Origin of the sequence: Sphingopyxis sp., assembly GCF_016793825.1 — a bacterium.
Lineage (GTDB): Bacteria > Pseudomonadota > Alphaproteobacteria > Sphingomonadales > Sphingomonadaceae > Sphingopyxis.
Map to the genome: position 1 here is coordinate 169,807 of NZ_JAEULM010000002.1, position 24,010 is coordinate 193,816.

Consider the following 24,010-nt stretch of genomic DNA (forward strand, 5'->3'; position numbering starts at 1 on the left):
CGCTTGCGAGCGATTTGCCTAAACTGTATTGCTTGTATAATACGGGATGACGAGCATGTTTCCATTCCGCAAGAAGCCCGCGCCCGTTCCGCCACCCCCCGCCGATCCGCGCGGGGCGACCCTTGCCGATGACGGCGCGGCTTTGCCTCCGGCGACGCTTGTTCCCGAGACGCGGCGGCGCAAATGGACGCGGCGCCTTTCGCGCGGCTTCGCGATCGTCTCGGTGGCCTTCATCCTGCTCGTCGGCTGGCTCGCGCTGACCGCTCCGCTTTCCAAATCGCTCGAACCGATCGCCCCGCCAGAGGTCACGCTGCTGGCGTCCGACGGCACGCCGATCGCGCGGATGGGCGCGATCGTCGACAAGCCGGTGCAGGTGAAAACGCTTCCAAAGCATGTGACCGGCGCTTTCCTGGCGATCGAGGATCGACGCTTCTACACCCATTGGGGCGTCGATCCGCGCAGCATCGCACGCGCGGTGTGGGCCAATGTGTCGGGCGGCCGGCCGCAGGGTGGCAGCACGATCACCCAGCAGCTCGCCAAATTCACGTTCCTGACGCCCAAGCGCACACTGGGACGCAAGGCGCGCGAAGCGATGATCGCCTTCTGGCTGGAGGCCTGGCTGACGAAGGACGAGATTCTCGAACGCTATCTGTCGAATGCCTATTTTGGTGACAACACCTATGGGCTCAGGGCCGCGTCGCTCCATTATTTCTCGCGCCAGCCCGAAAAGCTGACGCCGTCGCAGGCGGCGATGCTCGCGGGGTTGGTGCAGGCACCCTCGCGCCTGGCGCCGACCAAAAACCCCGGTCTTGCGGCCAAGCGGATGCGGCTGGTCGTCGATGCGATGATCGACACCGGCTATCTGACCGAAGCCGAAGCGAAGAAGATCCGTCCACCGCGCATCGACGTCCGGTCGCGCAACGACCTGCCCACGGGGACCTACTTCGCCGACTGGGCGCTTCCCGAGGCGCGAAAGCTCAGCGATGTCGGCTATTCGCGGCAAACGATCCGCACGACCCTCGACGCCCGGCTACAGGGGATCGCGCGCCGCATTACCGCGCGCTCCGGCGTCGGCACGGCGCAGGTTGCGCTGGTCGCGATGCGCCCGAACGGCGAGGTGGTCGCGATGGTCGGCGGCCGCGACTATGCCGCCTCCCCCTTCAACCGCGTCACGCAGGCGCGCCGCCAGCCGGGTTCGACGTTCAAGCTGTTCGTCTATCTTGCCGCACTGAAAGACGGGTGGAAGCCGGCCGACACGATCGCCAACACCCCGATCGCGACAGGATCGTACCAGCCAAAGAACGCCGGCGGCGCCTATTCGGACACGATCAGCCTCGAAGACGCCTTCGCCTCGTCCAGCAATGTCGCCGCGGTACGGCTGCTGCGCGAAGTCGGTGACGACAAGGTGATCCGCATGGCGCGCGATCTCGGCGTGAAGTCGCCGCTGGCGCGCGGCGACCCCAGCCTCGCGCTCGGCACATCGAGCATGACCCTGCTCGAACTCACCGCCGCCTACGCCGCGGTCGCGGCAAACGCCTACCCGGTCGTTCCGCACGCCTTCAAGGAAGAGGAAGATGGCTGGCTTGCAAATCTCTTCTTCGGTCCCGACCATTTCGGATCGCGTGTGCATGGCGATATCGAACAATTGCTGCGCGCGGCGGTGAATCGCGGCACCGGGCGGGCCGCACGGTTGCCGCAGGCCAATTTCGGCAAGACGGGTACCAGCCAGGACAGTCGCGATGCGCTGTTCATCGGCTACGCCAACGGCCTCGTCGTCGGAATCTGGGTCGGTAACGACGATAATTCGCCGCTGCGCGGCATCGTCGGGGGCGGGCTTCCGGCGCGTATATGGCGCGACTTCATGGTCCAGGCGAGCGGCAAGCCGATCCCCGCCAAGGCACCTCCACCGCGCGCGACCGATCCCGGCGGTCCGGTCCAGCCGCTCGACATTCCCGACGTTCCGGCAATCCCGGTCGCCGACAAGACGAGTATCGAGGTGAAGGACGGCAATGCCGTGATCAGCACCGAAATCGGCGGCACGCGCGTCGACCTGCGCCTGCCGGTCGGGGATCGGCCGGCCGAGACGACACCACCTTAGGGTAAAAGCGGTATTAGGGGTTGTGCGTTGCCGTTCGAGAAATGCGCTATTCCCCCCCTCCCGCAGACGGGAGGGAAGAAGAATGGCCGCTTCCAGTTCAAAACCGGAAATTCGTCGCTCGGGACGCCCACCGCCCCGCGGCACCAAACAAAATGGGGCAGCCTCGTTAGGAGTGCCGCCCCAGTTGGTGGGGTCCGTCGGGAGAGGGAGAGGACGGACCGGAGATTGGTGTCTAATCTGACTTAGCGCAATGCCATCTTGCTGTCGGTTGCGACTTCGTCGACACCGGCAAGCTTCAGGGCAGCACGGAACTGCTTGGCGGCGGCGCGTTCGTTGCCCGCTTCGCACAGCTTCTTGCCGGTCGAGACGAAGCGCTTTGCATTGACCTGCTTGGCACCGTCGACGCCGTTGGCGGCGACATAGGCCTGTTCGGCGAGCGTCGAACAGCGATAGTCGCTGCTGTCCTGCGCATAAGCCGGCGAGGTCGTCGCGGTGAGGCCGGTGAAGGCGAGAGCCGAAGCCGCGACGATCGCGAAGGCTGCGGGGAAGCGGCGGAAAGAGGAGAGCTGAGTGGCCATGGGAGAGGTTCCTTTCGTTTCGTTGTGCAACCTTTTTAGTCGCGCTTGCGCCCTTATATAATCCTCTATAATCTGCAAGTGCTTTGAAGCAGGATTTAACAATCCCCCATGGGGCGCTCGACGGGATCGAAGCTTTCCTCCGTGTCGCGGAAAGGCGCAGCTTTTCCGCCGCTGCGGCCGACCTCGGCGTCTCGCCCTCGGCGATCAGCCAGACCGTGAAAGCGCTCGAGGCGCGCATCGGTGCGCCACTGTTCATGCGCACGACGCGCAGCGTGGGCCTGACGCAGGCCGGCGAAATGTTCCTCGAACGCGCCGCGCCCGCCTATTCGGGGCTCGCCGATGCCTATGAGGCGGCGCGCAACCTTGGCAACCGGCCGGCCGGGCGTCTGCGCATCAATTTGATGCGCGGCGCCGTCCAGCCGCTGTTCGAACCGATCATTGCGGGCTTTTGCGAAGCCTACCCCGAAATCGAGCTGGAGATTTATGCCGACGACGCTTTGTCGGACCTCAGCGCCGGCGGCTTCGACGCCGGGGTGCGGATGGGCGAATCGCTCGACGCCGACGTTATCGCGGTTCGCCTGACCGGGCCTTTCCGCTTCGTCGTTGCCGCAACGCCGGCCTATTTCGAAAAATATGGTCGCCCCGAAACGCCCGAGGACCTGCGGCACCATCGCTGTGTGCGCTTTCGCCTGGCGTCGGGCGGGCTGATGCCCTGGACGTTCGAAAAGGGGAACCGCGAATTCGACGTCGCGGTGAGCGGCCCGGTGATCGTCAACGACTGGATCGCCGCGACGGTCGCGATGCGCAGCGGCATCGCGATGATCATGACTGCCGAACCCGTCGCGAAGGCGATGGTCGAATCCGGCGACGTCGAACTGGTTCTGACCGATTATGCGGGTTCGACCTCGGGCCTCTTCCTCTATTACCCCAGCCGCAAGCAGGTGATGCCCAAATTGCGTGCGTTCATCGACTATGTCCGCGAATTTCTGCCCGATAATGTAACGGGATAAGGGAACCCTTTGAGCGCAGAAACAATTCCCTTTCCAGCCAGCAGAAAAATTGCGGTGGCACTTTCGGCAAAAAGGCGGCAGCCCGTTCTCAATTAAAACGCTTGGGATGTAGATATGTTCGATCTGGCGGCTTTGGACCCCTCTTCGCTTTTACCCTTCATCCTGATCGGCTTTGCGGCCCAGCTCGTCGACGGCGCGCTTGGAATGGCGTTCGGTGTGATTTGCAACACGCTCCTCGTCGCGGTGATGGGAGTGCCGCCTGCCCAGGCCTCGGCGCGCATCCATGTGGTCGAGGTGTTCACGACCGCGGTGTCGGGGATCAGTCACCTGATCCATCGCAACATCGAATGGCCGCTGTTCTGGAAGCTACTCATTCCCGGCATGGTCGGCGGCGTCCTCGGCGCCTATGTGCTGACGTCGCTCCATTCGGAAGTCGTGAAGCCCTTCGTCCTGGCTTATCTGGTGGCCATCGGCATCTGGCTGCTCCTGCGCGGCCTGCTGTATCCGCCCAAGGTGCAGAAACCGACCGTCATCGCCCCGCTCGGACTCATCGGCGGCTTCCTCGACGCCGCGGGCGGCGGCGGCTGGGGGCCTGTGGTAACGTCGAACCTGCTCGTTCAGGGGGCAGAGCCGCGCAAGGTCGTCGGCACGGTGAACAGCGTCGAATTCTTCCTGACCCTGACGGTTTCGGCGACCTTCATCTATCATCTGGGACTGGCCCAGATCGCGGGCGCCACATTGGGCCTGCTGATCGGCGGCGTCCTCGCCGCACCGCTCGGCGCGATCATGGCAAAGCGTTTCTCGGTCAAACTGATGCTGACGCTGGTCGGCGTCGTCCTGACGGCAACCAGCGCCTTCGGCCTGTATCGCGCCTTGTTTGCCTGACCGGCTCAGTTCGCGGGCTTGGTCTCGTCGATCTTGTCGATCCATTCGGGATAGAAACTCGGTTCCCGTGCCGACCATCCCGGTGCCGTCGCCGCGGCTTCGCTGATCGACTGCAACAACACCTTGCGCTTGTCGGGGTGGAGGTGCGGCAGCGAGGCAGCGGCGCAGAAGGCGCCGGGCAGCCAGGGCCGGGCGTGCGCCCCGAGCAGCCGTTCGTACAGAAAGCGATAGGGTGCAAAACCCTGCAACCGGTCCTGCCCGAGGTCGAACGCCGAAACCGTTACGAGCGGCGCCATGAACGCTTCGAGCGAGTCGAGCCCGCTGTCATCGGGAATATGTGCGCGAATGTCGCCCAGCCGCTGATAGATACGGGCCTGTACGCGAATGGCCGTCTCTTCGACCATATCGCGCGACCAGCGAGAGATCGCGTCGTCGCGTTCCAGCCCGATATCCAGCGACCGGCGGATGTAGCGCTGCGTCGCGGCGGGGAAACCCGCAAATTCCTTGATCTCCGCAATCGACAGATCGCCTGCTGCCGGTCCCGAACGAGTCACCATGGTCGTGCTCCCGCACGGCGCCCGGGGAGCCATCCCCCCGGAGGCCTGCATCATTCAGTCTGCCACCAAAAGGGTTAGCAGCGGGTTAACCATGATGTCGGCGACCGTTCAGGCCGATCGCGGGCGTTGCGCGCTGCGGTGAGCCGTCCTAATCAGCGTGCATTCGAAAACAAAACACGCAGGACCGTCATGTCGCAAGCATCGCAACCGGTCATTTCATCGACCGGCCTTTTCACCCCCGCCGAACGCATCACCAACGAAGAACTTGTCGCCAGTTTTAACGCCTATGTTGCACTGCACAATAGGGAAAATGCCGCCGCGATTGCGGCTGGCGATATTGTCGAACTTGCGGAATCGAGTGTCGAATTCATTGAAAAGGCCAGCGGCATCGGATCGCGGTTCGTGGTCGACAAGGCGGGCATCCTCGATCCCGCCCACATGGCACCGCGGATCGCCGAACGCCGCAACGACGAATTGTCGATCCTCGCCGAAATCGGCGTGGCGGCCGCGAAGGACGCGCTCGCGCGTGCCGGCCGCGCGGCGGCGGACGTCGATGCCGTGCTTTGCGCCGCGTCGAACATGCAGCGCCCCTATCCTGCGATGGCGGTCGAAATTCAGGACGCGCTTGGCATCGACGGTTTTGGTTTCGACATGAATGTCGCCTGCTCGTCGGCGACCTTCGGTATTCAGACCGCCGCCGACTATATCCGCGCCGGCCATGCGAAGAGCGTCCTCGTGGTGAATCCCGAAATCTGTTCGGGTCACCTCAACTGGCGCGACCGCGACAGCCATTTCATCTTCGGCGACGTCGCGACCGCGATCCTTGTCGAACAAAAGGATATCGCTCCGGACGGCCACTGGGGCATCCTCGGTACCAAGCTCAAGACCGTCTTTTCGAACAACATCCGGAACAATTTCGGTTTTTTGAACCGCGGCCACGGTGGGATCGACCAGTCGGGTCCCAAGACCGACAAACTCTTCGTCCAGGAAGGCCGCAAGGTGTTCAAGGAAGTCGTGCCTATGGTCGCCAACATGATCGTCGAGCAGATGGAAACGCTCGGCCTTGAGGGTCGCGACATGCGCCGGCTATGGCTGCATCAGGCGAACACCAACATGAACCGGCTGATCGCCCATCGTGTGCTGGGCCACGAAGCGAGCGAGGACGAAAGTCCGACGGTCCTCGACACCTATGGCAATACGTCGAGCGCCGGTTCGATCATCGCCTTTCACCTGAACCATGAGGACATGGTCGCAGGCGACACGGGGCTGATCTGCTCCTTCGGGGCGGGTTACAGCGCAGGAACGGTGTTCGTCCGCAAGACCTGACGGTTCAGCAGGTCGCGGCGCCGGCCCGTTTCAGCAAAGCTCAAACAAAAATTAGGGCACAAAGGTCGTGAACAGGTAGATCGCGAACAGCATCAGGTGGATCACCCCCTGCAACACGGTGGTCCGACCGTTGGCGAGCGTCTGCACCGATACGATCAGCGACAGGAACAGCAGCACCGTCGACTTCGCGTCGAGACCGAGGCTGATCGGCAGATCGGTCACGATCGACAGGATCGCAACCGCGGGAATGGTGAGGCCGATCGTCGCGAGCGCCGAGCCCAATGCGAGGTTGAGGCTGGTCTGCAACCGGTCGGCCTTCGCCGCGCGCACGGCCGCCAACCCTTCAGGCGCGAGGATCAGCGCCGCGATCAGCACGCCGAGCACCGCAGGCGGAGCCCCCCAGTCGGCGAGCAGCGCGCCGATGACCGGCGACAGATTCTTCGCGAGCAGAACAACTGCAACAAGGCTGGCAAGCAGCAATGCGCCCGAAATGGCGGTGCGCTGGAGGCTAGGCGGCGCGGCGTGGGCGTCAAGCTCGCCGTCGCCGTCGGCATCCCCGTCGGGAAGGAAATAGTCGCGGTGGCGCACCGTCTGGACCAGCGCGAAAGTCGCATAGAGGATCAGCGATACCGCGGCGACGAAACCCAGCTGTTTCGCCGAATAGAAGGGACCGGGGACGCTGGACGTGAAATTGGGGAGAACCAGCGTAACGACCGTGAGCACGGTGAGCGTCGCGAGGGCGGCGCCGATCCCGGTGCGCGGAAACCGCTGTTCATGATGACGGATCGCGCCGCTCAGCAGACAGAGGCCCATGAGCAGGTTGAGGATGACCATCACCGCCGCGAACACCGTGTCGCGCGCCAGCGTCTGCGCCTTTTCGGGTTCGGCCTGCATCAACGTCAGGATCAGCCCGACCTCGATAACCGTCACGGCGAGCGCGAGGATCAATGTGCCGAACGGCTCCCCCACGCGGTGCGCGATGACTTCCGCATGGTGGACCGCCGCGATCACGGCACCCATCAGGATGATCGCGACGAGCCAGGCATTCAGCGGCATCGCGAGGCTCGCCATCGCGGCGACGAAGCCGAGGATCGGAAAAATGTCGTTGGTGCGGTCGGCGAGGCGAAGTTTTGCGGTCATGGGACTTCTATTGCAGCCGCATCCGCGCATGGCCACCCCCAACCGCGTCACCCCGGCGACGATCAGGTCGAGAGCAGCCTCAGTGGCTGCGCACCGGGAGTCCGGCGGCTGCGAGCCGCGCATGGACTTCGGCGATCGTCGCTTCGCCGAAGTGGAAGATACTGGCGGCCAGAACCGCGCTCGCACCGCCTTCGACGACGCCGGCAACCAGATGGTCGAGCGTGCCGACGCCGCCCGATGCGATCACCGGCACGTTGACCGCATCGGCGATCGCGCGGGTGAGCGTCAGGTCATAACCGTCGCGCGTTCCGTCGCGGTCCATGCTGGTCACGAGCAGTTCACCGGCGCCGAGCGCCGCCAGTCGTGTTGCATGGTCCACCGCGTCGATCCCGGTCGGCTTGCGCCCGCCGTGCGTGAAGATTTCCCATCGACCGCCCTCGACGCGGCGCGCGTCGATGCTGCCAACGGCGCATTGACTGCCAAAGCGATCGGCGATGTCGGCGACAAGCTCGGGCCGTGCCACCGCGGCGCTGTTCACGGCAACCTTGTCGGCCCCGGCGAGGAGCAGTGCGCGCGCATCGTCTGTACTCCGCACCCCGCCGCCGACGGTGAGCGGCATGAAACAGACCTCGGCGGTGCGGGCGACCATGTCGAGCAAAGTGCCGCGCCCCTGATGGCTGGCGCTGATATCGAGAAAGCAGAGCTCGTCGGCGCCGGCCGCGTCATAGGCGCGGGCCGCCTCGACCGGATCGCCGGCGTCGCGCAGATCGACGAAATTGACGCCCTTCACGACGCGGCCATCGGCAACGTCGAGACAGGGGATAACGCGGACACGGACGGTCATACGAACCATCCCCCGGATCCCTTCGTGTCGGGCGCGGTCGAGGCACTCCACAGCGCAGCGCAACACCGACAGGCATCTCGACTTCGCCCGATGCGATCGGAAAATGGGATGTGCGTCACGCGACGCCCGCCGCAATCGCTTCGGCGAGATCGAGCCGGCCGTCGTAGAGCGCGCGGCCGGTGATCACGCCTTCGATGCCGTTCGCGACATGTGGGCGGAGGGCATGGATGTCGCCGATGTCGGCAACCCCGCCGCTTGCGATAACCGGAATATCGACCGTCTGCGCCAGCGCCACGGTCGCCTCGACATTGCAGCCCTTGAGCAGGCCGTCGCGCCCGACGTCGGTGAACAGCAGCGCGGCGACCCCGGCATCCTCAAATCGCCGTGCAAGATCCTCGACGCGGACGTCGGAGACATCGGCCCAGCCTTCGGTCGCGACCATCCCGTCGCGCGCATCGACCCCGACGACGATCCGGCCGGGCAGGTCGCGCGCCGCCAATTTGACGAATGCGGGATCCTTGAGCGCTGCAGTGCCGATGATCACGCGCTCGACGCCCAGCGCGAGCCAGCGGTCGACGCCGGCGCGGTCCCGGATGCCGCCGCCAACTTGCACCTTGCCCGGAAAGGCGGCGATGATGGCTTCGACCGCGCTGCCGTTGACGCTGGCGCCCGCGAATGCTCCGTCGAGATCGACGACATGTAGGTGCGACGCGCCCGCATCGGCGAAAAGCTGCGCCTGCGCCGCTGGATCATCGCCATAGACGGTCGCGCGCGCCATATCGCCCTCGGCAAGCCGCACCACATGCCCGCCCTTGAGGTCGATCGCTGGAAAAATGGTCAGGGGCGCCACATCAAAAACCTTGTCAATGTCGCGAGACCATAGGCCTGGCTCTTTTCGGGGTGATATTGGACGCCGACGATATTCTCTTTCGCCACGGCCGCGGTGAAAGTCGCGCCATGGCTGCTCGTCGCGGCGACGGCGGCGGCATCGGCAAAATGATAGCCGTGAAGATAATAGGCTTCGCCCGCCGCGATCACCGGATGCGCAACGGTCGGAACGACGTCGTTCCAGCCCATATGCGGGATGCGCAGCCCCAGCTGCGGATCGAACGCGCGCACCGTGCCGCCGATCCAGCCGAGTCCTTCATGCCGGCCATGCTCCTCGCCCGCGTCGGCGAGCAATTGCATACCGACGCAGATGCCGAGGAACGGCGCGCCCTCGCGGCGCACGCGGCGTTCCATGGCTTCGACCAACCCATCGATCGAAGTCAGGCCGTTCATGCACGCGGCGAACGCCCCGACGCCCGGCAACACGATCCGGTCGGCGCGGGCGACGACGTCGGGGTCGGCGGTTACAGCGACATTCTCCGCACCCGCCGCGACGAGCGCATTATGCACCGAGCGAAGATTGCCCGCGCCATAGTCGATCAGGGCAACGGCGCTCATCGACGACCCTAGAGCACGCCCTTGGTCGAAGGGATGGCATCGCCCTTGCGCGGGTCGATCTCGACCGCCTGTCGCAGCGCGCGCGCCAGCGCCTTGTACATGCTTTCGGCGATGTGGTGGTTGTTCTCGCCGTAGAGCGTCTCGATGTGCAGCGTGATCCCCGCAGTCTGCGCAAAACTGTGAAACCAATGCGGGAACATCTCGGTGTCCATCTCGCCGAGCCGTGGCTGCGAGAAACCCGACTTGTAGACACAATGCGGGCGCCCCGAAATGTCGAGGACGCAGCGCGTCAGCGTCTCGTCCATCGGCGCGTGGGCTTCGCCGTAGCGGGCGATGCCGCGCTTGTCGCCGAGCGCTTGCCCGACCGCTTCGCCGAGCGCCAGGGCGCTGTCCTCAACGGTGTGATGCTGGTCGATGTGCAGGTCGCCCTTCACGGTCATCGCGATGTCGATCAGCGAATGGCGCGACAATTGCTCGACCATATGGTCGAGAAAGCCGATACCGGTGGACACCGAATATGCGCCTGTGCCGTCAAGATCGACGGTGATCGCGATATCCGTTTCCTTGGTCGTGCGCTGGACGGTGGCGGTTCGCATGGCCGACGCCTTAGAGCCTGTATTTCACGTTGCAAGGCGATTCTCCCCCTTCGAGCCCTCTTGACCGCCGCCCGCGCCGCGTTCATCCCCCGCGCATGAGTAACGATGTCCGCGACAGCCTGATTCCCTATGACGAAATCGTGCAGGACGCGCTGCGCGCCGTTGTCGGCCGCGTGCTGAGCCAGATCGAGGGGCACGACAGCCTGCCCGGCGACCATCATTTCTATATCACCTTCAAGACTCAGGCGCAGGGCGTCGATATCCCGGCGCACCTGATCGCCAAGTTCCCCGACGAAATGACGATTGTCCTCCAGAACCGCTTCTGGGATCTGACGGTCGAGGACGATCATTTTGCGGTGGGCCTGTCGTTCAACCAGACGCCTTCGATGCTGACGATTCCTTACGCCGCGATCACCGCTTTCGTCGATCCATCGGTCGATTTCGGCCTGCAATTCCAGGTCAGCGATGAGGATGTCGACCAGCCCGAGCCGCATGACGAGGCCGACAACGACCGCCCGGACGTCACCAACGAGGACGGCTCGAACGTCGTGACGGTGGATTTCGGCAAGAAGCGCTGACGCCGTGGGCGCGGGCTGGCCCCCGAGCCGTTTCTGGCAATATTGGGCCCTCGCGGGCATGCTGGTCCTGACCGCTGCCTTCTGGTGGGGGGTCGAAGGCTATGCCTATTTCGAGGGTGGCTATGCCCGCGGGCCGATTGCCGACGGGCTGCTGCGTTTCAGCCTGCTGGTCCTGACTCCCACGCTCGTCCTCATCTGGCTGGCTGCCGCCTGGCTGCGCCGCCGTATCGGCGAGACGGGTTTCTGGCAGTTGCTCGGGCTGGTCGCGATGATCTGGGCTGGCGCGATATTGGTGGCAAGGATGCTGATGGCATGAACGGGACGCGGACAGAAAGCGACAGTATCGGCAATATCGAGGTCGCGGCCGACGCTTATTGGGGCGCACAGACCGAGCGCAGCCGACACAATTTCGCTTTTCCGGCGCACGAGCGGATGCCGATGCCGATCGTCCACGCGCTCGCGCGGATCAAGGGCGCCGCCGCGCGGGTCAACCGGAACCATGGCCTCGATGCGGGGCTTGCCGACGCGATCGTCGCGGCCGCCGATGCCGTCGTCGCGGGCGAATTTGACGACCAGTTCCCGCTCGCCATCTGGCAGACCGGCAGCGGCACCCAGTCGAACATGAACGCTAACGAAGTCATTGCCGGCATCGCCAACGAAAGGCTGGCGGGTACACGCGGCGGCAAATCGCCGGTGCATCCGAATGACCATGTCAACATGGGCCAGTCGTCGAACGACAGCTTTCCGACAGCGCTGCACGTCGCGGTCGCGGTCGAGACGACGGCGCGACTGATCCCGTCGCTCATCGAATTGACCGACGCACTCGAAGCCAAGGCACGGGCATGGGGCGACATCGTCAAGATCGGCCGCACCCATTTGCAGGATGCAACGCCGCTGACGCTGGGGCAGGAATTCTCGGGCTATGTCGCGCAGTTGATCGCCTGCCGCGCGCGGATCGAAGGCGCACTGGCCCATAATGTCTGCAAGCTGGCGCAGGGCGGCACCGCGGTCGGCACCGGGCTCAACGCACCCGCCGGCTTCGACAAGGCCATGGCAGAGGAACTGTCGAAGAACACCGGCATCGCGTTCGAACCGGCGCGCAACAAGTTCGAGGCGCTGGCATCGAATGACGCGCTGGTCTTCTTCTCCGGCGCCCTGAACACGCTCGCGGTCGCGCTGACCAAGATCGCGAACGATATCCGCCTGCTCGGTTCGGGGCCGCGCGCGGGGCTCGGCGAGCTCGACCTGCCCGCGAACGAGCCCGGGAGCTCGATCATGCCGGGCAAGGTCAATCCGACCCAGTGCGAAATGCTGACGATGGTCGCCGCGCAGGTGATCGGCAATCATCAGGCGGTGACGGTCGGCGGGTTGCAGGGGCATCTGGAACTCAACGTGTTCAAGCCGCTGATCGGTTCGAACGTGCTCCGGTCGATCGAACTGCTCGCGATCGGCATGGCCGGTTTCACCGAACATTGCGTCGTCGGGATCGAGCCCAACCACGCGCGCATCGACGACCTCATGAACCGCTCGCTGATGCTCGTCACGGCGCTGGCGCCCGAAATCGGATACGACAAGGCCGCCAAGATCGCCAAGCACGCGCACGAGATGGGAACGACGCTGCGCGACGCCGCGCTCGATCTCGGCTATGTCGATGGCGCGACCTTCGATCGTGTGGTCGACCCGCGAGGGATGCTGGGCCCCGAAGACTGACGGGGAACCGGTGAGCCTTTCCGCGAATTGATAGGGGAGAAGGAGAGATGAAGATGATCGGTCGGATCGTTGGCGGCGTCCTCGGCAGCGCTATCGGACGCCAGAAGGGCAATCATCCCGTCGCAGGCGCCGTGATCGGCGCGGGCACTCTGTTTGCCGCGCGGCGCCTCTTTCCCCAACGCTATGCGGTCTTCGCTGCGACCGCCGCGGCCGCCTATCTCACGAAGAAGTGGGCCGACCGCGCCGAAGCTCGCAAGGCGGCCGAAGAGGCGCATGCAATCGACCCGAAGCTGGCCACACCCAGCGTCGTCGATCCCGATGCGGGAACCGCGGATATCGAAACCGACGGCCAGTCGATCGCCGATGCGCTCCCACCGTCGATCCCTGTCGGCGCGAACGGTCAAGGCGCGGCAATCCACTGATCCGCGCTGCGCGCAACATTCTGAAACATTGCCGACATTCGCCGGCAAGATTGCGGCCCTACTCCCTCGTCACGCGCTGACGGTGAGGAGTTCCGATGTTTCGCAAGCCCTTCGCGATAACTCTTGCCGCAACGCTCCTGTGCGCGTCGGCGCTAGCCGGAAATCCGGATTCGCGAGGTGAAACGTCCGCTCCCTTCATGCTGGCGGACGTCAATGGCGATGGCCGGGTGACGGCAGACGAACTCGACACACTTCTGAATGCGCGCTTCTCGGTTCTCGATACGGATAGCGACGGCCGCATTTCCACTGCCGCCCTTCACCATCCGACCGGCAACCACAGGCGCGGGCCACCCCCTGGGGGTGCCTTTCGCGGCCCTCCCCCCGGCGGAGTTCCGCCCGGACCGCCGCCCGGACCGCCGCCGGAGGGGTTCGCCGGCCCCGGCAGCCCCCGCGACAGCGACGAAGGCTTTCCGTTCCCACAACCCGAAGATGTCGATGATGACGGCTTCATTTCGCGCGCCGAGTTCCTGCAACCCGCGGCCGCGATGTTCGATTATTGGGACCGCGACCACGACGGCGCCGTGACCGCCGAGGAAGCGCATCCCGCAACGGACCGCTGACCCACTTCGTGCCATCCCCGTTGGCCACCGGGTCGCCCGAAGCCCCGCCGGATCATCCGGCGGGGTGGAGGCGTCGCAGGACACGCTTCGGCAACACCGCGTCATCCTGTCAGGCGTTGAACTTCTCCGATCCATGACTTAGGTCCGGGCGGGAGAAAGCACGGGACATTTCGACGCGCGACGCATCAGCAAGACCGGACAAGACGCGCCGAAAGCGCCGAATTGTCGCATGGTTATCGGGGATCTCGCTAATCTTCGTGGCGGTCGGCTTCCTGTTCACGGACGCCCGCCCGCTGGTCGAACAACCCGCGCCGCCCGACGCCGAACAGGCAAGCGCGGTGAAGATGGCCGTCGGCCAGCTACGGGGCAGCGACCTGCCGGGAAAGGCCGCGCCGCAGAATATCCACCTGACATCCCAGCAGCTGGAAGCCGCAGGCGCGCTGGCAAGCGATGCTTTCAAACCCGACCGCCTGCTGGTCGAACTCGACGGCGACCGAATCAATATCACGGGCAGCCACAAACTCCCGTTCGGCCGGTGGCTTAACGCCGGCCTTGTCGGTCACCGCAGCGGAAGCGGCTTCCCCAAAGTCTATCTCACCGTTGGATCCGTGTCGTTTCCGGCAGGAATCAGCCGCACCATACTCGAAGCCGTCCGCCGGGCGATCAATTGGCGTGGCGCGGCGATTCCGCCCTTGGACAGGTTGGTCCAGCGCTTCGAAATCAAGGGAACCGACGCGATCGCCGTGGTGCAACTGCCGCCAAGGAGCGGCATCGTCGATCAGTTGGCGGGCGGCCGAGGCAGCATCGACGCCCGCACGGTCCTGGCCGCCTATTGCAAGCTGACCGCGTTGCAATCGTCGAAGCCGACCGACGATCTCGCCGAAGTGGTGCGCCGGGCCTTTCCCGCCGGAACCGCCGGAACCGCGACTGTCGCATCGAACCGGGCGGCCTATGTCGCGATCGCGATGTTCGTCGTCTCGCCCCGCGTGGGGGACCTCATCGGCCTGTCGGACAAGGACATCGAGGATTGCGGAAGTCAGCCCGTCGCGGTCAAGCTCCACGGCCGCTTCGACCTGCCGCAACATTGGTCCCTGTCAGCGGCGCTCGCGGTGACAAGCGGGACCCAGATCAGCCAGGCTATGGGCGAATGGAAGGAACTGGCCGACAGCGTGTCAAGGCAGTCGCAATTTGCCGTCGGCGATCCGACAGGATTCTCCTTCCTCGACATTGCGGCGGATCGTTCGGGCTTCCTGATCGCGCAGGACGCGAGCGATCCGGATCACGCGCGATCGGCGGCGATCAGAATGTCGCGGATCGGTCAGGACGATATCTTGCCGCCCTCGCTCATGACCCTCGAAGACGGCTTGCCCGAAAGCGTTTTCGTTCGAAAATATGGCTCGATCCGCGACCCCCGTTTTCTCGCCAGGATCCGGCAGATCGACGACGAATTGAACCCATCCGCCCCCAGGTGAGGCCGAGCGTCGCCGGGCAAGGACAATGGCCCGCGCGCCCGGCACCCTATGATCCGGACTGCCACTCCTTGATCGCTTCGACCGGCGCGACCAACATCAACACGTTGAGCGTCAGATTGTCGCGGATCGTCCAGAGCGTGAACAACTCGAACGCGATCGCAAGCAGCACGGTCGCCCACCAGCGCATCCGGCTCGCGGCCAGAAAGCCCAGGATCATGAAAACCGCGTCGCTCACCGAATTGAGGATCGAATCGCCCGAATAGCCAAAGGCCATCGTCACTTCGCGATAGCGGTCGATGATGACCGGCGAGTTTTCCAGGATCTCCCACGCGCCCTCGATGCCGATCGCGATCGCAAGCGCGACCCACAGCGGCCGCGACGGCAACAGCCATCGCGACAGGCCGTAAAAGATGAAGCCGTGGATCGCATGGCTGAAACTGTACCAGTCCGAAATCTGTTGGCTGTTCTGGTCGGATTCGACGACTCCGTGCCACAGGCTGACCGTTCCGCAAGGGCAGATCGGCGGGCGCCCCATCGCGAAAAGGATCGCGGTGAGCGCGGCCAGCAGCGCCGCCACGACCAACCAGCCCTGTCGTGAAATCCCCGCCACCGACATTCCCCCTTCACCCTTGACCGCCGCGCCTCATCGCGCGAATAGCGCGCATGACCGAAAGCGTCCATCTGAACCGCCGCGGCGTGCTGTTCGTCCTCTCCTCCCCCTCGGGTGCAGGCAAAACCACCATCTCCAGAAAGATGCTCGAAGCCGACGGCGATATCGCCCTCTCGATTTCCGCGACGACACGCCCGCCCCGCCCCGGCGAACGCGACGGGGTCGACTATCATTTCGTCGACGTCGACACCTTCAAGCAGATGGCGGCCGACGGCGAATTCCTCGAATGGGCGCATGTGTTCGGCCACCGTTACGGCACGCCCCGCGCGCGGGTCGAGGAACTGCTCGCGGCGGGAAAGGACGTGCTGTTCGACATCGACTGGCAGGGCGCGCAGCAGCTCTATCAGGAAGCCGGGCCCGACGTCGTGCGCGTCTTCGTGCTGCCGCCGACGATGGAGGAGCTCGAACGCCGCCTGCGTTCGCGCGGCACCGACAGCGACGAGGTCATTACGGCCCGGATGGCGCGCGCTGCCAACGAGATCAGCCACTGGGACGGCTACGACTATGTGCTGATCAACGACGCGGTCGACGAATGCTATGGTGAGGTGAAAGCGATCCTGCGCGCCGAGCGGCTGAAACGCCGCCGCCAGATCGGCCTGATCGGCTTCGCGCGCGACCTGATCCGGTCGGTGCCCGATGCGGATACGAAGCTTTAGCAACCGTCATTGCGAGCGAAGCGAAGCAATCTCAGGCTGTCGGTCGTCCGCAACGCCGATAGCAGGAGATTGCCGCGTCGCCTTCGGCTCCTAGGGTCAGGACCCTGGCGATGACGACAATCTAAACCGGATTGGCGCGCTTCGCTTCCAGTTCCGCGACCATGTCGGCACGCAGCGGCTTCGCCTCACCGTCGGTGCGGCAAACGACGACCGTATCGCAGGTCGCGATGCAGCGATCATTCTGGAACATCGCCTGGACGATCGTCCAGCTCGACGTTCCCAACCTGCCGATGCCGGTGGCAATCTGGACCGGATCGGGGAAATTGCCCTCGGCGAGATAATTGATCTCGACCGCCGCGACCATCGTCCGCTCGTTCGCCGGGCGCTCGCCGAGCGGGCGAACCTCGCGGTTCAGCAGCACCCGACCGCTTTCGAACAGCGCCGCAAAGGCCACGTTGTTGAGGTGACCGTTGATGTCCATATCCTGAAAGCGTGTCTGCAATTCGATGCAGACGGGGTAGCTGGCGGCATCGAGCCGCCAGCCATCCGGTTTCGGCATATCAGCGGGGCCCCATGCGGATGCCGCCGTCGAGGCGCACGTCCTCGCCGTTGAAATAGCCGTTCTCGATCATCGCGAGCGCGAGCGCGGCATATTCGGGGGGATTGCCAAGCCGCTTCGGGTTGAGCACCGACGCACCCAGCGCGTCACGGACATTCTGCGGCGCGCCCGCAAGCAGCGGCGTGTCGAAGATACCGGGCAGGATCGTGTTGACGCGGATATTCTCACCGGCAAGGTCGCGTGCGATCGGCAGGGTCATACCGACGACGCCGCCCTTCGACGCCGAATAGGCGGCCTGACCGATCTGACCGTCCTCGGCCGCAACCGACGCGGTGTTGACGATCGCGCCGCGATCGCCGTCTTCCTGCGGGTCGAGCGTCATCATGCCCGCCGCCGACTTGGCGATGCAGCGGAATGTGCCCACAAGGTTGATCTGAATGATCCAGTTGAAGGCATCGAGCGGGAAATGCTTGATGCTGCCGTCTTCCTTGGAACGGCTGGCGGTCTTGATCGCGTTGCCGGTACCGGCACAATTGACGAGGATGCGTTCCTGCCCGATCGCCTCGCGCGACTTGGCGAAGGCGGCATCGACCGATGCGTCGTCGGTGACGTTGCATTCGCAGAACACGCCGCCAAGTTCGGCGGCCAGCGCTTTGCCTTTTTCTTCCTGCAGGTCGAAGATCGCGACCTTGACGCCCTTCGCTGCCAGCGCGCGCGCGGTCGCGGCGCCGAGGCCGGAGGCGCCGCCGGTGACGACAGCGGATACAGTGGAATCGAGTTTCATTTTTCTCTCCGTTTAAGCCCTCCCCTTTAGGGGAGGGTTTGGGTGGGGCATGTTGGGGAGCACCAGCGAACAGGCCCTCCCCCAATCCCTCCCGCAAGCGGGAGGGGGAGAAGGATTTACAATCGCTCGATGATCGTGACGTTGGCCTGGCCGCCGCCTTCGCACATCGTCTGCAAACCATATTTGCCGCCCGTCGCGTCGAGCACGCCGAGCAGGGTCGCCATCAGCTTCGTACCCGAAGCGCCGAGCGGATGGCCAAGCGCGATCGCGCCGCCATGCTGGTTGATCCGTGCCGGATCGGCGCCCAGATATTTGAGCCATGCGAGCGGGACCGGCGCGAACGCCTCGTTCACTTCATAAGCGTCGATATCCTCGATCTTCATGCCCGCCTTCTTCAGCGCCCGTTCGGTGGCGAACAGCGGTTCTTCGAGCATGATCACCGGATCGCCTGCGGTCACCGAGATATGGTGGATGCGCGCACGCGGGGTGAGGCCATGATCCTTCAGTGCCTGTTCCGAAACAACAAGTGCTGCGGACGCGCCATCGCAAATCTGGCTCGACGACGCGGCGGTGATCGAACCACCCTCCTGCAGCAGCTTGACGCCGGCAATGCCTTCAAGCGTCGCGTCGAAACGGATCCCCTCGTCGACCAGATGAATCTGGCGTCCTTCGGGCGTGTCGATTTCGACCCCGACAACCTCGCGCTTGAAATGACCAGCTTCGGTCGCGGCGGCACCGCGACGGTGGCTTTCGAGCGCGAAGGCGTCGAGATCGCCCTTCGTGAAGCCATGCTTCTTGACGATCATTTCGGCGCCGGCGAACTGGCTGAACATGATGCCGGGGAATTTCTCCTCGAGCCGCTCCGACTTATAGTGGCCAAGCCCTTCCTTCATGAACAGCGTCGCGACGCTGCCCATCGGCACGCGGGTCATGCTTTCGATGCCGCTGGCCAGGACGATGTCCTGCGTTCCCGACATCACCGCCTGCGCGGCAAACTGAACCGCCTGCTGCGACGATCCGCACTGGCGATCGATCGTCACCGCGGGGATCGAATCGGGCAGCTTAGAGGCGAGGACCGCGTTGCGGCCGACGTCCATCGTCTGCTGACCGCCTTGGCTGACGCAGCCGGTGATGACGTCATCGATCGCCTTCGTGTCGAAATCATTGCGGTCGGCGATCGCGTCGAACACCGCGGCGCCGAGATCGACGGGGTGGACGCCGGCGAGCCGGCCGCCGCGCTTGCCGCCGGCGGTGCGAACGGCGTCGACGATATATGCTGTAGCCATGGGGAGTTCCTTTCACCTTCTTCCCTCTCCCCTTGCGGGAGAGGAATTTTTCATCAGAGCTTGCGCCCGATCAGTTCCTTCATGATCTCGTTGGTGCCGCCAAAGATGCGGGTCACGCGCGCGGCGCGCCAGGCGCGGGCGATGGGATATTCGTTCATATAGCCCGCGCCGCCGAATAACTGGAGGCATTTGTCCATGACCTCCCATTGCAATTCGGTGTGCCACAGCTTCGCCGCGGCGCCCTCTTCGGGGGTCAGTTCCTTCTTCAGATGCCGCGCCAGCGCCCAGTCGAGATGGGCCCAGCCGACCTGCAATTTCGCCTTCAGATCGGCGAGCACGAAGCGGCTGTTCTGGAAATCGAGGATCGGCTTGCCGAACGCCTTGCGGTCGCGCGTGTATTCGACCGTGTCGTCGAACGCGCGCTGCGCCGATGCCTGCGCGCTGACCGCGATCGACAGGCGCTCCTGCGGCAGCTCGCTCATCAGATAGATGAAGCCCTGCCCTTCCTCGCCAAGGCAGTTGGTGATCGGCACGCGGACGTCGTTGAAGAACAGCTCCGACGTATCGGCTTCGTCCTGTCCGATCTTGTCGAGGTTGCGGCCACGCTGGAACCCTTCGCGGTCGGCCTCGACCAGCACGATCGACACACCCTTCCACGCCGGCTGCACCTCGGTGTCGGTCTTGACGCAGACGAGGATCAGGTCGGCATTCTGGCCGTTGGTGATATAGGTTTTCGACCCGTTGATGACATAGTGATTGCCATCCTTCTTCGCGGTCGTGCGCATCCCCTGCAGGTCGCTTCCGGTTCCCGGTTCGGTCATCGCGATCGCGGTGATCACTTCGCCCGCGACCATCTTGGGCAGCCAGTGCTTCTTCTGCTCTTCGCTGCCGTAACGGGTGATATAGTTGGTCACGATGTCCGACTGGAGCGAAAAGCCCGTGGTCACGCGGCCGTAATAGGCGCTTTCCTCGTCGACGATCGCATTATAGCCGAAGTCGAGGCCCAGCCCGCCATATTCCTCGGGCACCGTCGGACACAGCAGGCCAAGCTCGCCCGCCTTGGGCCAGATGCTCTTCGGAACGATGCCGTCCTCGGCCCATTTCGCCTGGTTTGGCGCGACTTCCTTTTCCAGGAACTGGCGCACCGTCGCGCGAAACGCTTCATGATCCTCGCTATAGGCGGAGCGCGAGAGGTTATCGAGCGACATCGTCATCCTTTCCCTTGGGGCAGCCGCACGCAAGCGGGGAGTCGGCCGCAATATTCGACGACCACCTGACCTTACGTTTACGTGCACGTCAAGTAGAAATGCCGCTACGGCAGGAAGTTCGTTCGCCGTTGCCTTTCTTTCCTCGTCATCCCGGACTTGATCCGGGATCCATTCTTGCAAGCGCAGGGGGCGTGGTCTCCGCAGCAAGTCCGGGCTGGCGATGACGAAGGGTCGCGCCGGGCGCGTCGTACTCCATCGGCGGCGGCCGAATAGGTTTGCGGCGGCTGGGCAGTCGGGGCTCGCCGCGCTAAGGCCCGCTCATGGTGGACCTGTTTCTCGATGCCGGCGCCCAGCTCGGCGAATCGCCCCGCTGGCACGCCGCCGAGGCGCGTCTATACTGGGTCGATATCGACGCGCATTGCATCCATCGCACCGATCCGGCGACCGGGACGACCGAGACGATGCAGATGACCGGCGCCGTCGGTTGCGTCGCGCCGCGCGCGCAGGGCGGGTTGGTCGTGGGACTGAAAGACGGCTGCGCACTGATCGACGCATGGGGCGACGTCCCGCACGCCTTCGGACCGCAGGTCCTCGCAGGCATCCCGGAACAGCGCTTCAACGATGGCTGCGTCGACGCCGCCGGGCGCCTGTGGATCGGCAGCGTGACGAGCGACAAGTCGAATCCGGGCGCCATGCTCTTTCGCCTCGACCCCGACGGCGACCTCACACCGATGATCGGCGGGCTGCTGACCAGCAACGGCGCGGCGTTCAGCCCCGACGGGCGAACCTTCTACCATGCCGATACGCCGACCCATGCCCTGCGCGCCTATGACGTCGATCCCGCGACCGGCGAGCTTGGCGACGACCGCCTTTTCCATCAGTTCGAGACTGGCACCGGCCGCCCCGACGGCGGCACCGTCGATGCCGATGGCTGTTACTGGTCAGCGCTGTGGGATGGCTGGCGCGTTGTCCGCCTCTCGCCCGCTGGCGAGCTTCTCCAGACGGTCGAGATGCCCGTCCAGCGTCCGTCGATGATCGCCCTCGGCGGCGCCGACTTGCGGACTGCTTTCGTGACCAGCGCAGGCAAGAACCTGACCGAAGCGGAGCGTAAGGCCCAGCCCCATGCAGGCGGACTCTTCACCTTCCGCGTCGATGTGCCGGGCGTGGCGCAACCGGGCTTTGCGGGTTAAACTGCCGCGCTTGCACCTCTTCGCCATCTCGGGTTAAGGCTCGGAGCAACATGGTTTCGGCCGAAACCGTTTCCCCGGGGAGATTTGACGATGTCGCGCAAGGCGCAGCCGCTTTTCCGTTCGTCGATGCTGCTTGCATCGACTGCCTTTCTGATGGGTTATAGCCCGATGACCATCGCCGCCGAAACCGCAGCCAAACCAGCGCCCGCCGCCACGACGGACGCCAACCCGATGCTCCAGCCCTGGACGGGCCCCTACGAAGGGGTGCCGCCGTGGGACAAGATGGACCCCGAGCTGTTCCCCGATGCCTTCACCAAGGGCATGGCGGCCGTGAAGGCCGAAGTGCAGGCAGTGATCGACAATCCGGCCGAGCCTACCTTCGAGAATACCCATGTCCCGATGCAACTCGCGGGCGAAGCGATGGAGCGCGTCTTCGCCCTGTGGGGCGTGCAGACCTCGAACAAATCGAACGACCGGGTCGAGGATATCGACGCCGAGTGGAGCCCGAAGCTCACCACCTTCTACACCGAGCTGTTCCTCGAGCCAAAGCTCTTCGCACGCTACAAGGCGGTGTACGACAAGCGCCTGACCAGCGGCCTCAACGCCCAGCAAATCCGCATCGTCGAACGCAGCTATGACGAGATGGTACGCGACGGCGCCAATCTGTCGCCGCCCGACAAGGCGAAACTCGTCAACCTGAACGCCAAGCTCGAAGGCTTGTTCTCGACCTTTTCGTCAAAGCTGCTCGGCGACGAAAAGCTCTATACCTTCGTCATCAACCAGGCCGAACTCGACGGACTCCCTACCGGTTTCGTCGCCTCGCTCGCCGACGCGGCCGAGGCGCAGGGCAAGACGGGCCAGTGGGCGATCAAGAACACGCGCTCGTCAGCCCAGCCGGTGCTGCAGAACGCCACCAACCGCGCGCTGCGCGAAAAGGTCTGGCGCGCCTTCGTCAATCGCGGCGACAATGGCGATGCGAACGACACCAATGCGACTATCGCCGAAATCCTGAAGCTGCGGCAGGAACGCGCAGCGCTGCTTGGTTTCCCGACGCACGCCGATTACCGCATGGCCGATACGATGGCCAAGACCCCGGCACATGCGATGGACCTGATGATGAAGGTCTGGCCCGCCGCAGTCGCGCGCGCGAAGGAAGAAGTCGCCGACATGCAGGCGATCGCCGACGCAGAAGCAAAAGCCGGCAAGGGACCGAAGATCACGATCGCGCCGTGGGACTATCGCTATTACGCCGAAAAGGTCCGCAAGGCGAAGTACGACCTCGATGAAAGCGAGGTGAAGCCCTATCTCCAGCTCGACAAGCTTCGCGACGCGATGTTCTGGTCGGCGGGGCAGCTCTATGACCTCGGCTTCCGCGAAAACACGGGCACGATTCCGGTCTTCGACCCCAAGGTAAAGACGTTCGAGGTCTATAACCTCAAGACGAACGCGAATGTCGGCGTTCTCTACCTCGACAATTTCGCGCGTGACGGCAAACGTTCGGGCGCATGGATGACCACCTATCGCAGCGAGCAGGGTCTTGGCGGCGAGCGCAACGTCCTCGCGTCGAACAACAATAATTTCACCGAGGGCGCGAAGGGCGAACCGACGCTCGTCAGCCTCGACGACGCAACGACACTGTTCCACGAATTCGGCCACGGCATCCATTATCTGTTGCAGCACGTCTATTATCCGGCGCTTGCCGGGGTACCGCGCGACTTCGTCGAATTTCCGAGCCAGGTGAACGAGAATTGGCTGATGACGCCAGAAGTGCTGTCGAAGTTCGCGACGCACTACAAGACCGGGGAACCGATGCCGCAGGCGCTGGTCGACAAGATCCTTGCGTCGAACAAGTTCAACCAGGGCTTCGACACGGTCGAATATCTGTCGAGCGCGATCGTCGACATGAAACTGCACGATCGCAAGACGCCCGTGACCGACGTCGACAAGTTCGAACGCGACACGCTGGCCGAAATGGGCATGCCGAAGGAAATCGTCATGCGCCACCGCCTGCCGCAGTTCGGCCACCTGTTTTCGAGCGACGCTTATTCAGCCGGCTATTACAGCTATCTCTGGTCGGAGACGATGGACGCCGACACCTGGGCGGCGTTCACCGAAGCCGGCGGACCGTGGGATCGCAGCGTCGCCGACAAGTTCCGCACCATATTGCTGATGACCGGCAACGAAACCGATCGCGCCGAAGCGTACCGCGCCTTCCGCGGCCGTGACCCCGACGTGAAAGCCCTGCTCCGCAAGCGCGGTTTTCCGACCGAATAGATCTGGGAATTCAACCGGGGAGGAAAGGGGGCCACCGTGCCCCCTTTGTTTTGCACGATTGGCGGCGGCTGACGATCGGTCTCCGTCATCCAGGAAAAGGC

At 64.3% G+C, this 24,010-nt stretch carries 25 protein-coding genes; 13 read left to right on the forward strand and 12 right to left on the reverse strand.

Annotated elements, in window-relative coordinates:
• The first annotated feature begins 46 nt into the window (after window positions 1–46).
• Window positions 47–2,098: a transglycosylase domain-containing protein gene (locus tag JNM03_RS00905; protein WP_294033698.1), complete on the forward strand. Its 2,052-nt coding sequence runs from the start codon at window positions 47–49 to the stop codon at window positions 2,096–2,098.
• 242 nt (window positions 2,099–2,340) lie between these two features.
• Here the strand turns inward: JNM03_RS00905 and JNM03_RS00910 are convergent, their stop codons facing one another.
• Window positions 2,341–2,676, reverse strand: coding sequence for a hypothetical protein (locus JNM03_RS00910; protein ID WP_294033700.1), 336 nt, complete (start codon window positions 2,674–2,676; stop codon window positions 2,341–2,343).
• An 83-nt stretch (window positions 2,677–2,759) separates the two neighbouring features.
• Here JNM03_RS00910 and JNM03_RS00915 point away from each other — a divergent pair, with 83 nt between their 5' ends.
• Window positions 2,760–3,686 (forward strand): LysR family transcriptional regulator, encoded by a 927-nt coding sequence (locus JNM03_RS00915; protein ID WP_294033703.1) that lies wholly within the window; start codon window positions 2,760–2,762, stop codon window positions 3,684–3,686.
• A gap of 114 nt (window positions 3,687–3,800) precedes the next feature.
• Complete coding sequence (locus JNM03_RS00920) at window positions 3,801–4,571, forward strand: sulfite exporter TauE/SafE family protein (protein WP_294033705.1); 771 nt, start codon at window positions 3,801–3,803, stop codon at window positions 4,569–4,571.
• Window positions 4,572–4,576: 5 nt separating this feature from the next.
• Here the strand turns inward: JNM03_RS00920 and JNM03_RS00925 are convergent, their stop codons facing one another.
• Window positions 4,577–5,128 carry a hypothetical protein gene (locus JNM03_RS00925; RefSeq protein WP_294033707.1) on the reverse strand — a complete coding sequence of 184 codons (552 nt, stop codon included), beginning with the start codon at window positions 5,126–5,128 and terminating at the stop codon, window positions 4,577–4,579.
• A 189-nt stretch (window positions 5,129–5,317) separates the two neighbouring features.
• Between JNM03_RS00925 and JNM03_RS00930 the strand changes: the two genes are divergently transcribed.
• A complete protein-coding gene (locus tag JNM03_RS00930; protein ID WP_294033709.1) occupies window positions 5,318–6,454 on the forward strand; it encodes a beta-ketoacyl-ACP synthase III in 1,137 nt (378 codons plus the stop codon).
• 51 nt (window positions 6,455–6,505) lie between these two features.
• On the opposite strand, the gene JNM03_RS00935 is transcribed toward JNM03_RS00930, so the two are convergent.
• From JNM03_RS00935 to hisB, 5 genes are all read right to left on the reverse strand, one after another.
• On the reverse strand, window positions 6,506–7,594 hold the full coding sequence (locus JNM03_RS00935) for an ionic transporter y4hA (RefSeq protein WP_294033711.1): 1,089 nt from the start codon (window positions 7,592–7,594) through the stop codon (window positions 6,506–6,508).
• A 79-nt stretch (window positions 7,595–7,673) separates the two neighbouring features.
• Window positions 7,674–8,438 (reverse strand): imidazole glycerol phosphate synthase subunit HisF, encoded by a 765-nt coding sequence (hisF, locus tag JNM03_RS00940; protein WP_294033789.1) that lies wholly within the window; start codon window positions 8,436–8,438, stop codon window positions 7,674–7,676.
• Between the two features lie 115 nt (window positions 8,439–8,553).
• Window positions 8,554–9,288 (reverse strand): 1-(5-phosphoribosyl)-5-[(5-phosphoribosylamino)methylideneamino]imidazole-4-carboxamide isomerase, encoded by a 735-nt coding sequence (hisA, locus tag JNM03_RS00945; protein WP_294033713.1) that lies wholly within the window; start codon window positions 9,286–9,288, stop codon window positions 8,554–8,556.
• A complete protein-coding gene (gene hisH / locus JNM03_RS00950; protein ID WP_294033714.1) occupies window positions 9,276–9,884 on the reverse strand; it encodes an imidazole glycerol phosphate synthase subunit HisH in 609 nt (202 codons plus the stop codon). Before hisH ends, hisA begins: the two co-directional genes overlap by 13 nt.
• Window positions 9,885–9,892: 8 nt before the next feature.
• A complete protein-coding gene (hisB, locus tag JNM03_RS00955; protein ID WP_294033715.1) occupies window positions 9,893–10,480 on the reverse strand; it encodes an imidazoleglycerol-phosphate dehydratase HisB in 588 nt (195 codons plus the stop codon).
• A gap of 95 nt (window positions 10,481–10,575) precedes the next feature.
• Between hisB and JNM03_RS00960 the strand changes: the two genes are divergently transcribed.
• The 6 genes from JNM03_RS00960 (at window position 10,576) to JNM03_RS00985 (ending at window position 15,282) form a co-directional block, all read left to right on the forward strand.
• A complete protein-coding gene (locus tag JNM03_RS00960; protein ID WP_294033716.1) occupies window positions 10,576–11,058 on the forward strand; it encodes an SspB family protein in 483 nt (160 codons plus the stop codon).
• Window positions 11,059–11,062: 4 nt separating this feature from the next.
• Window positions 11,063–11,374, forward strand: coding sequence for a hypothetical protein (locus tag JNM03_RS00965; protein ID WP_294033718.1), 312 nt, complete (start codon window positions 11,063–11,065; stop codon window positions 11,372–11,374).
• A complete protein-coding gene (fumC, locus tag JNM03_RS00970) occupies window positions 11,371–12,768 on the forward strand; it encodes a class II fumarate hydratase (protein ID WP_294033719.1) in 1,398 nt (465 codons plus the stop codon). The genes JNM03_RS00965 and fumC overlap by 4 nt, the downstream gene beginning before the upstream one ends.
• 47 nt (window positions 12,769–12,815) lie before the next feature.
• Window positions 12,816–13,190, forward strand: coding sequence for a hypothetical protein (locus JNM03_RS00975; RefSeq protein ID WP_294033721.1), 375 nt, complete (start codon window positions 12,816–12,818; stop codon window positions 13,188–13,190).
• 95 nt (window positions 13,191–13,285) lie between these two features.
• Window positions 13,286–13,810, forward strand: coding sequence for a hypothetical protein (locus tag JNM03_RS00980; protein WP_294033722.1), 525 nt, complete (start codon window positions 13,286–13,288; stop codon window positions 13,808–13,810).
• A gap of 257 nt (window positions 13,811–14,067) precedes the next feature.
• A complete protein-coding gene (locus JNM03_RS00985; protein ID WP_294033724.1) occupies window positions 14,068–15,282 on the forward strand; it encodes a hypothetical protein in 1,215 nt (404 codons plus the stop codon).
• A gap of 46 nt (window positions 15,283–15,328) precedes the next feature.
• On the opposite strand, the gene JNM03_RS00990 is transcribed toward JNM03_RS00985, so the two are convergent.
• Window positions 15,329–15,898 (reverse strand): DUF2585 domain-containing protein, encoded by a 570-nt coding sequence (locus JNM03_RS00990; protein WP_294033725.1) that lies wholly within the window; start codon window positions 15,896–15,898, stop codon window positions 15,329–15,331.
• Window positions 15,899–15,945: 47 nt separating this feature from the next.
• Between JNM03_RS00990 and gmk the strand changes: the two genes are divergently transcribed.
• The gene (gene gmk / locus JNM03_RS00995; RefSeq protein ID WP_294033727.1) at window positions 15,946–16,608 is read left to right on the forward strand and encodes a guanylate kinase; all 663 of its coding nucleotides are present in this window, start codon (window positions 15,946–15,948) and stop codon (window positions 16,606–16,608) included.
• Between the two features lie 121 nt (window positions 16,609–16,729).
• Here gmk and JNM03_RS01000 read toward each other — a convergent pair whose 3' ends face one another.
• From JNM03_RS01000 to JNM03_RS01015, 4 genes are all read right to left on the reverse strand, one after another.
• On the reverse strand, window positions 16,730–17,167 hold the full coding sequence (locus JNM03_RS01000) for a thioesterase family protein (RefSeq protein WP_294033729.1): 438 nt from the start codon (window positions 17,165–17,167) through the stop codon (window positions 16,730–16,732).
• Window position 17,168: 1 nt separating this feature from the next.
• Window positions 17,169–17,951 (reverse strand): SDR family NAD(P)-dependent oxidoreductase, encoded by a 783-nt coding sequence (locus JNM03_RS01005; protein WP_294033731.1) that lies wholly within the window; start codon window positions 17,949–17,951, stop codon window positions 17,169–17,171.
• A gap of 116 nt (window positions 17,952–18,067) precedes the next feature.
• Window positions 18,068–19,237, reverse strand: a complete 1,170-nt coding sequence (locus tag JNM03_RS01010; RefSeq protein ID WP_294033733.1) for an acetyl-CoA C-acetyltransferase — start codon at window positions 19,235–19,237, stop codon at window positions 18,068–18,070.
• A 53-nt stretch (window positions 19,238–19,290) separates the two neighbouring features.
• On the reverse strand, window positions 19,291–20,445 hold the full coding sequence (locus JNM03_RS01015) for an acyl-CoA dehydrogenase family protein (protein WP_294033735.1): 1,155 nt from the start codon (window positions 20,443–20,445) through the stop codon (window positions 19,291–19,293).
• 320 nt (window positions 20,446–20,765) lie between these two features.
• Between JNM03_RS01015 and JNM03_RS01020 the strand changes: the two genes are divergently transcribed.
• Complete coding sequence (locus JNM03_RS01020; RefSeq protein WP_294033737.1) at window positions 20,766–21,635, forward strand: SMP-30/gluconolactonase/LRE family protein; 870 nt, start codon at window positions 20,766–20,768, stop codon at window positions 21,633–21,635.
• Window positions 21,636–21,725: 90 nt separating this feature from the next.
• Window positions 21,726–23,909 (forward strand): M3 family metallopeptidase, encoded by a 2,184-nt coding sequence (locus JNM03_RS01025; RefSeq protein WP_294033739.1) that lies wholly within the window; start codon window positions 21,726–21,728, stop codon window positions 23,907–23,909.
• Window positions 23,910–24,010 lie beyond the last annotated feature (101 nt).